The sequence below is a fragment of the Cupriavidus sp. UYPR2.512 genome, from assembly GCF_000379565.1.
In the GTDB taxonomy this organism is placed as follows: Bacteria; Pseudomonadota; Gammaproteobacteria; order Burkholderiales; family Burkholderiaceae; genus Cupriavidus.
Genome location: NZ_KB903086.1, coordinates 1 through 1480 on the forward strand (window position 1 = coordinate 1; position 1480 = coordinate 1480).

1 protein-coding gene is annotated in these 1480 nt (G+C 65.9%); it reads right to left on the reverse strand.

Translation table 11 applies throughout. The features are described from left to right. Positions 1-87: 87 nt before the first annotated feature. Positions 88-1480: SpvB/TcaC N-terminal domain-containing protein (locus A3A5_RS45520; RefSeq protein ID WP_304412944.1), on the reverse strand; the 1393-nt coding region annotated here is incomplete at its 5' end.

The following is a 1480-nucleotide window of genomic DNA, read 5'->3' on the forward strand; positions in this document are numbered from 1 at the left end:
GGGGAGCAGTCCGTCGGCCGCCGAGCAGTTCTATTCCTTGGCCATATGACCGCGGCGCTCTCGCCACCCTCGGTCGCCCTTAATCCCTTATCGCGACAGAACCAGTTCGCGTGCGTCGCGCCCGGCCACGGGCAGCGCCGACTGCTGGCCGACATCGACCCCGGCTGCAAAACCGTGGCGCGCGTTCGCGTAAAGACGCACGCTCTTCGGACCGATCAGCGCAAGATCGGACAGGCCCGCGCCCATGAGATCGGCCAGCATCGACTGCGCGTTGAAAAACTCGACCGGCAGCGCAGCGAACGGCGTAAAGCTGGACCATGTCCCGTCTGGCGCCAGACTGAACCAGCCGGCGAGACCCGGTTGCGTGACCAGCCAGTCGAGCCTGCCGTCGCCGTCGATATCCATCAGCGCCACCGGCGGCGGCTGCATCGACGGGACCGCTGGCAGCGGCTGCCACGTGCCGTAGGCGACGCTGTCGCCCCCTTCACTGCCCCGTTCCGGCGCCCGGTAATACCACAGGGAACCCACGCGGTACAGCACACCGGCAATCCCCTCGCCGTACAGGTCGACCATCTGGTAGGGGTACGCATCGTCCCGGCCGGGGAAGATGTCGAACGACTGCCAGGAGCCCGAGGACAACGAATAGTCGAACGGTGCGTAGCCCAGATCCAGCGGCGGCAGCTGCTGCAGCGTGCCGTCCGCCTCATAGGCCAGCTGCTGCGCACCGGTCAGCCGGGTCAGCACCGGATTCTCGTCGTACTCAAGCAGCAGCCTTGCCACCAGCGTATCGGGTGCGCGAAGTTCGTCCGGAAAATGGTGGAACATAAGGACCTGACGGCACAGCCGGTGACTACGGACCTCGAAACCGTAGTCGTACCGCGAAAACGGGTCACGCCGGGAGGGCCAGGCCCCGGAAGCCGCATACGGCGGTGGCATGTCAGGATCGACGCCACGCTCGCCGTAATCGGGCATGAGCGAGAAGAGCCACGTCTGGGCCTGCGGCCCGGTCGCCGTGAAGAGGTAGAGGTGCTCCGCCGCCGATGCATTGCCGTATCGCACTTCAGCCAGATAGCGGTTGGCCGCATGGTCGCGTTGCACCTCGTTGCCACGCAGGTCGATGCCGGCATTGTCTTCGGCGCGATACCGGTACCAGATGTGGTGCCCAGTGGGCGAAACCGATTCTTCGGGCAGCCAGACGGCGATGTGCGACGGCTCAGCCGGGTCCGCAATGCGGGCCGCCGCCGTCCTGCCGAAGCAGTGCAGCTCGCCGCTTGCGTCATGCACCAGCCAGAAGTCGCCGCCCTTCGTCGTGCCACGCCAGTGCTCGATCCGCGCAAAACTGCCCTCGATGCGGGGAAGATAACGCCCGACCCGATAGGTATCATCCAACTGGTTGCGAGTTTCGGTTGAAGCGATCTGGCGGGGGTCAACGGAATTGGCAAGCAGGCGAGACCAGCCGCGTCGAGATGGGCGACGAGGC